This window comes from Sulfoacidibacillus thermotolerans (assembly GCF_003144315.1).
Lineage (GTDB): Bacteria > Bacillota > Bacilli > Alicyclobacillales > SLC66 > Sulfoacidibacillus > Sulfoacidibacillus thermotolerans.
The window spans coordinates 1-6,050 of the sequence record NZ_MPDK01000046.1; the positions used below are offsets into that span (position 1 = coordinate 1).

Sequence of the window (6,050 nt, forward strand, 5' to 3'; positions counted from 1 at the left end):
CCTTGTTCAAGCCCTTGTTCAAGCCCTTGTTCAAGCCCTTGCTCACGAGCTTCTTCGATTTGTTCTTTGATCGAATAAATTCGATTTTGCTCATCGAATATCGCCTTTTTGCGTGAGATATAAAGCGCCCAATTCTCTGGTTTGCGTCCGATTTCTTCGAGTTCATCTAACGCTTTTTTCAACTCGACATCATTCATCGCTGCCACCTCCAACACGTGGTGTATCCTTTCATTTTTACCGGATTCCAAGAAGAGCAACCACTTTTCCAATGGATCGCGTACCGCTTTCTCCAAATCACTCATGTTCTTGCGCAACTTTGGCATCTCTACAAAATGGATTTCTAACACATCTGACAATCGCTCATGCGTTTGATCCTCCACTACATGATAAATCGTATGATACCTGTTCGTCGAGGGGAATTGTAAAAAATCAATGAGATTGATGGTAATTGTGCGATGAAGTTGATGATAGGAAGCGCCCGCTAACACTTGCCCGCGATACAATTCCGCCCAATAATACAAGGTGCGTTTTGCCATACCGCGATCATAGGCCACTTGCACCTCGATGTCGATTCGTTCCTTTTGGTCTGTTTCCACGTACACATCAAGGCGAGAGAGCTTATCTTCTTGATATTCAGGAGACTGCTCTGTGTTGCCAAATTGCACAGAGACAATTGGTGCAGCTAGACTGTTTGCAAGCAACGCATTGAGAAAGGAGATCAACAAATCCTCATTTCTAGCTTGTCCAAACAATTGCTTGAATGCGTAGTCAACCATTGGGTCAATCCGTTCTCTTTCCATTGTTCCTCTCCTCTAAAATCCAAGGAGCCTCAAAAAAGGCTCCTTGGATAATTTTTAGCCAATATTCGGCTTCCAGCTCAGGATCGGCACAACATCGAGTCCGGTCCCGACATTCCACGGATTATATACCCCGTTCACGTTTGTTCCAAAGTAGGTTCCTAGCCCAAGATGAGGGCGGTTCGCTCCTTTGTCAAGCGCAGGAAGCATAATCCCTGCATAATTCGGTATACTCATTACTACACCCGTTTTGGAATTCACCCATTCTTCTTTCCAAACCGTCACTTGGCCTTGGCTGCTATTTGAGCCATACCCCAAATATTGCCCAATGAGATATTCGGGCGTTCCAGACGCAGTCAGAAGTCCTGTATCTGTCATCACAACGACATAAGGGTCTTTTTGGATGACAAACCCGTCTTTCATATCGGCCACAGGAAATTGCTTGTCATAAAAAGCGTTCGACGGATCGTTGTACCACTGTGTACTCGTCGAAAGCATGCCGTAAGTGCTTAATAAACCCCAATACTGCGGATTTGATAGACTTTGCACATTCGATTCGGTGACTACATCTTGTGCCTGCTGATCCGCAAGTTGAAGATTGGCTGCTGTTGGCGACAAGCCGTTTGGCGTAAACGAATACGTGACGTTGCCTCCGTAACCCAGTGCAATTTCGTTTGGATCACCAATCGTTTGAGGGCGTGTCGCCTGCTCCCAAGTCCCTTGAATGGGTGCTGGTACGCCTGCAATCGGAGAAGCAGAAGAACCTCCTGATGTGCTTGTCGTCCCTGTCCCTGTGCTTGTTGTCGGTGGTGTCGAAGGATTCGTATTTGTCCCTGTTCCCGGTGTATACAATTGAGGCGGGGTCATCGCCCAACGGTGTGTACTGCCGTTCCACGTTACGTTATACTTTAGGGCAGTCAGCAATTGGTTGATGTAATAAATCGGGAAATACGTAGTATACACGCCACTTTCCGGGTCTTTGACGGTCAAACGCGGAACCCCTGTTTCGGCTTGTTTGCCGTTTAACATCACCGAAGCACTGCCTTTGCTATTGAAGATTCCAAATCCTTTGCCAAACCCGCCATCCCAAATCGTAAGCATCCCTTTCCCTGCGCCATCCCACGTGGCGGCAAGCCCGTTTTGACTCAATACCTGCATTACGTACCAGATTGGAACAAACGTTGTCATTACACCACTATTCGGGTCTTTCGCAACGAGTGTATAAGGAGTATAGGTCGTTTTCCCACTGACAGAAATCGTTGTTTTGGTGAGCGTATAGCCGTCCTCGTGAAAGATCGGCGCGGTCGCCGCAAAACTCGGTGCGGCGCTTCCTAAGAGCGTAGCGAGTGTAACGGTGGCAAGCAAGATTTTTTTCATCAAAATAACCTCCTTTTTTTGGTCGATAGTTCCATGATAACATAGAAGAATTGGGAAATCCGACGCGTTGTTTATTGATTTTATTTTACGATATATTTATTTTAATGTCAATGAAGTTTTTTATCAAAAAGCCCCCTTTCATGCGAAGGGGGCGGGGTAAGTGTTTTTTCTATTTTGCCAACGCCAAACTTTTGACTGCGAAAATCGTCCTTACAGGTTCAGGAACCTTAATTTCAATCTAGGTCTGCATAGAAAACAAACACGCCGTTAATTGCAAGAAGAACAATTGACAGGATAGCGACAAATACCCAACTTGTAACGTTGACTGCATAACCAATAAAAGTAGTTAGGAGTAAACCCAATCCAGAATATATAAATTTTAATTGCTTTCTCTTTTTCCTTCTTGGCGCATCGATATCTACAAGAAAGGCATTCAAAATCGACTCAATTTCCCGATCTATTTCACCACGGGACCGAAGTTTGTCCAAAAGACGATTTTTCTCTTCATCCGATGTATCCTCAAAACGAACTCCCAGAAGATCCTTTAATGTTTCAAGCTCGACATGGCGTCTTACGATATCCCGAACATTACCCATTTTTCTGAGATTCCTCTTCAGCCCTTAGAATATCAGCCAACCTTTTAGCAGAAGCACGGATATGACCCATCAGGTACTCCCCGAGTTCCTTTGCCATGTCGTCGGATGCCTTCTGTACCCCTTTCGATTTCAAAAACTCTTGAATTTCCGCATCGAGGTGCAACTTTGAAATACTTGCGGACTTTGCATCCATGTATTTCCCGCCTTGCTTTTCGTACGGCCTCAGTGGTTCAGACGTTAACTCAAACAATGCAAGTTGACAAATCTTAATTCCGGGAATCAATTTTATTGGTACTGTAGAATGATTTACTGCTAATAAACCTATGTTCCCCTTGTACCCGGGATTCATATAGTGTGCTGGGCTAATCATGAGACCTAATGACTTTACACTATATCGTTCATAAATACAGGCACTTAGAGTATTGGGCACTTTAATAAATTCATTTGTGTGTATTAAAACTGACTCGCCAGGTGCTAATTCAAAGTCTTCCTTCGAAATGTCGATATTCAAATAATGTTCTTCAGATACTTCTTTTCCAAGAACAATGGTTTCGTTCGAGACGTACTTCCGTACGACTGTTCCGAGACTTCCCTCCCAAGAAAAACGAACCTATTTCGTCCATTGTCCCATCACGCCCATTGCGTGCTGTTCCATTTTTGTGATGATTTTTAGGTCAGTCGTTTCTCGCTTGGGAAACACGTTGACGTATATTTTGGCTGTGATACACTAAAAATGAAAAGAGAGCCGAGGGGGCAACCTCGACTCCTGGGCACCAACGCCTTGAGTTTTTCCCTGCCCGCTTTAAAAATGCGCGCAAGTAGTCGCCCCATGGCGTGCAAAACCTATGGGGGCGGCTACTACTTGTGTTTCACGAGTAGGACCACAGCCACAACGAGCGACAATAACGACACGACAAACAACCCAAATTGGATCATTAGCGAAATCGCGATTGATACACTCACGGCCTCACCCCCTCCCAAAATGGGCAAGGGGTTCCCCAAGGTGGTGCTTGTACTTATTGTAGCATGATCTCTAAAAGCCGTTGACGTATATTTTCGCTGTACAAACTAAACACAAAAAGAGCCGAGACAGCCATCTCGACTCCCTAGTACAACGGTTCAATCAGGGACAGTTTTTCTTGTTGAATGAATAATTTAGTTGCTAGGATATTGTAACATCCCGACGTCATACGGTTGAGTGAACATAGGCGCTCCATTTACGTTTTTAAGCGCAATTTGAAAACCTTCTAAATACATATCAGGGTTTAACGTAGCGGTATCAATGGATAGCCCTGGTCCCCCATTCGGCACTTGAATCGTCTTACCGCCACGGTTGTCCTTGCTCTGCCAACCGCCGTATTCCCAGACCCCATCTACCACGTCCCACGCCATGTTACTCGCGCTGTTCGCCGTGTTCGGCAACGTCAGGTCTATCGTGGTTCCAACCACCTTCGCCGTGATTTGGTCATAGTAGCGGGTTTCATCGGCCAAGTAGGACTGATAGTTATTCTCAGAGATTCCGTTACCAACGCCTTTCCCACCTGTTTCTGTTAACCACGCCCCATAGTTACTGTAGAATGGCACGTGCAGATAGCTAACCCCGTTGACCACCTTATCCCCCGTAAGCCACCATTGCAAGTTGCTCAGGATCGTGTCCACGTCCGTTTGACTGATAATGCTGGACGCACTGGACACGTCCGTACCCTGAAATAGTCCATTGATATTCGCCCAGGTGTATGGATCACTGGACGCTTCGTATTGCAGATTGTAGGGCATCCATGGACCTTGACCAGTCGCGAACACCTTACCAGGTTCCCACGATGCGTAAACCCCCTTCGCCTTGCTCGCCCAATCGGCCAGATAGGTCGCCACATCGCCCGCCGTCACCGGAGTCGTTGCGCTTGGCGTAATCCCCACCGCAGCGATGCTAGGGTGACTATTGATGTCCCAGTTCACTCCTGCAAACGTCTGCCACATGTCGGTGGCCATGACTTCCTGCGTCACCGTCGTGCTTCCTGTCGTACTTGTTGTAGGCGGCGTACTCGTGGTTGTAGACGTCTTTGTGCTTGCTCCACTCGCTGTTCCTATCGTCCACGTTGTGCCGTTCCACGTATCGGTTGTGATTCCTACGTTGTTGAGCAACTGCTGGACATACCAGATCGGCATAAAGGTAGTAAATACGCCGCTTAACGGATCTTTTGCCGCAATGGTCGGAACATCTACTTCTGCGATCTGTCCATTGACCTCGATAGAAGTATGTCCTGTTTGTGCATTGAGGTGGAAGCTTGTACTTTGTGGGGACGTGACTGCCCATACATGCCCGTTCCAAGCACTTTTGTAGCCCACTTGATTCAGGGTTTGCATGACGTACCAAATGGGCATATAGGTCGTTCCGTTCGCTACAAACTTGTCTGGATGGAACGTTGCATGTCCGTTAATCTCAATACTTGCTGATGTATACGTGTATGACTGTGTTTGTGCGAATGCGGGTACAGTTGCACTCATTACAAGCGATGCTACTACTAGACTCGTTAGTTTTCTCACAAAAACACCCCGTTTTCTATTGTTTCTACCAATAGTGTACAACAGACTAGATATTTTCGTGAGTCATTATTGCGCTGATATAAGTCTTACGAATCACACCAGATCAAAACAATGTGCTCATGGAGTGCTGTATTTTATAATTACTCACCGCTCAAACGCTCGACAATTTCACCATCAACTACCGTAGCGAGCGTTTTGTTGTATTTCTTCTTGAATGCTATTTTCGCCAATATTTCTCTTTTCTTTTCTTCGAGGGAGAAAATTTGCTTTTCTATCGCTTCTACTTGTGCGTACAAAATTTCATCATCGTTCGTGGCAGAAGTGATCGCGTGCGCATTTACAGTGCGGCCTTCTGCATCTCTTTTTGCAAAAACGCGAATTTCACGTTGTCCGTTGTGCGCTCCCGCCATACGCAGCGCACCGTTAAAATAGCGCCCAAAATCAGATTCCTTTGCTTTTTCTGGATTGTACCAAACGTCATGGTAAGGGCGAACGGCTGGAGACAACTCTTTTTTGGTTATCCCCGGATTTTCGTTAACTGCATTAACGAGCAATTTTAGCAATTCTTTTGGATATTTGGTGCTTGATCTAGCCACTATCTGAGCACCTCCAAGCGTTTTTGACTATTTTTTAGTGCTTCGAGAATTTGATTAAGCACCCATACCGTTTGTTTCATATTGACGATAACGCGTTCTCGCGTTTCTCGATTGTGATAAACTTCTAACATCGCCTGAAT

At 45.8% G+C, this 6,050-nt stretch carries 7 protein-coding genes; all 7 read right to left on the minus strand.

The window, feature by feature from the left end; all coding sequences use genetic code 11:
- Window positions 1–800: Rpn family recombination-promoting nuclease/putative transposase (locus tag BM613_RS13735; RefSeq protein WP_109431735.1), on the minus strand; the 800-nt coding region annotated here is incomplete at its 3' end.
- A 54-nt stretch (window positions 801–854) separates the two neighbouring features.
- Window positions 855–2,174, minus strand: coding sequence for a stalk domain-containing protein (locus tag BM613_RS13740; protein WP_109431736.1), 1,320 nt, complete (start codon window positions 2,172–2,174; stop codon window positions 855–857).
- A 233-nt stretch (window positions 2,175–2,407) separates the two neighbouring features.
- Entirely contained in the window at window positions 2,408–2,770 is a 363-nt protein-coding gene (locus BM613_RS13745; protein ID WP_109431737.1) for a hypothetical protein, read from the minus strand.
- Window positions 2,763–3,317 carry a dCTP deaminase gene (dcd, locus tag BM613_RS13750; protein WP_109431738.1) on the minus strand — a complete coding sequence of 185 codons (555 nt, stop codon included), beginning with the start codon at window positions 3,315–3,317 and terminating at the stop codon, window positions 2,763–2,765. The genes BM613_RS13745 and dcd overlap by 8 nt, the downstream gene beginning before the upstream one ends.
- Before the next feature lie 311 nt (window positions 3,318–3,628).
- Window positions 3,629–3,733, minus strand: coding sequence for a putative holin-like toxin (locus tag BM613_RS15385; protein WP_245926399.1), 105 nt, complete (start codon window positions 3,731–3,733; stop codon window positions 3,629–3,631).
- Between the two features lie 192 nt (window positions 3,734–3,925).
- Window positions 3,926–5,314 (minus strand): hypothetical protein, encoded by a 1,389-nt coding sequence (locus tag BM613_RS13755; protein WP_109431739.1) that lies wholly within the window; start codon window positions 5,312–5,314, stop codon window positions 3,926–3,928.
- Window positions 5,315–5,454: 140 nt separating this feature from the next.
- On the minus strand, window positions 5,455–5,910 hold the full coding sequence (locus tag BM613_RS13760) for a hypothetical protein (protein ID WP_109431740.1): 456 nt from the start codon (window positions 5,908–5,910) through the stop codon (window positions 5,455–5,457).
- Between the last annotated feature and the right edge of the window lie 140 nt (window positions 5,911–6,050).

Excerpts from the sequence above, each read along its gene's own strand:
- BM613_RS13745 (WP_109431737.1), bottom strand. The coding sequence starts at position 2,770 with ATGGGTAATGTTCGGGATATCGTAAGACGCCATGTCGAGCTTGAAACA.
- BM613_RS13740 (WP_109431736.1), bottom strand. The coding sequence starts at position 2,174 with ATGAAAAAAATCTTGCTTGCCACCGTTACACTCGCTACGCTCTTAGGA.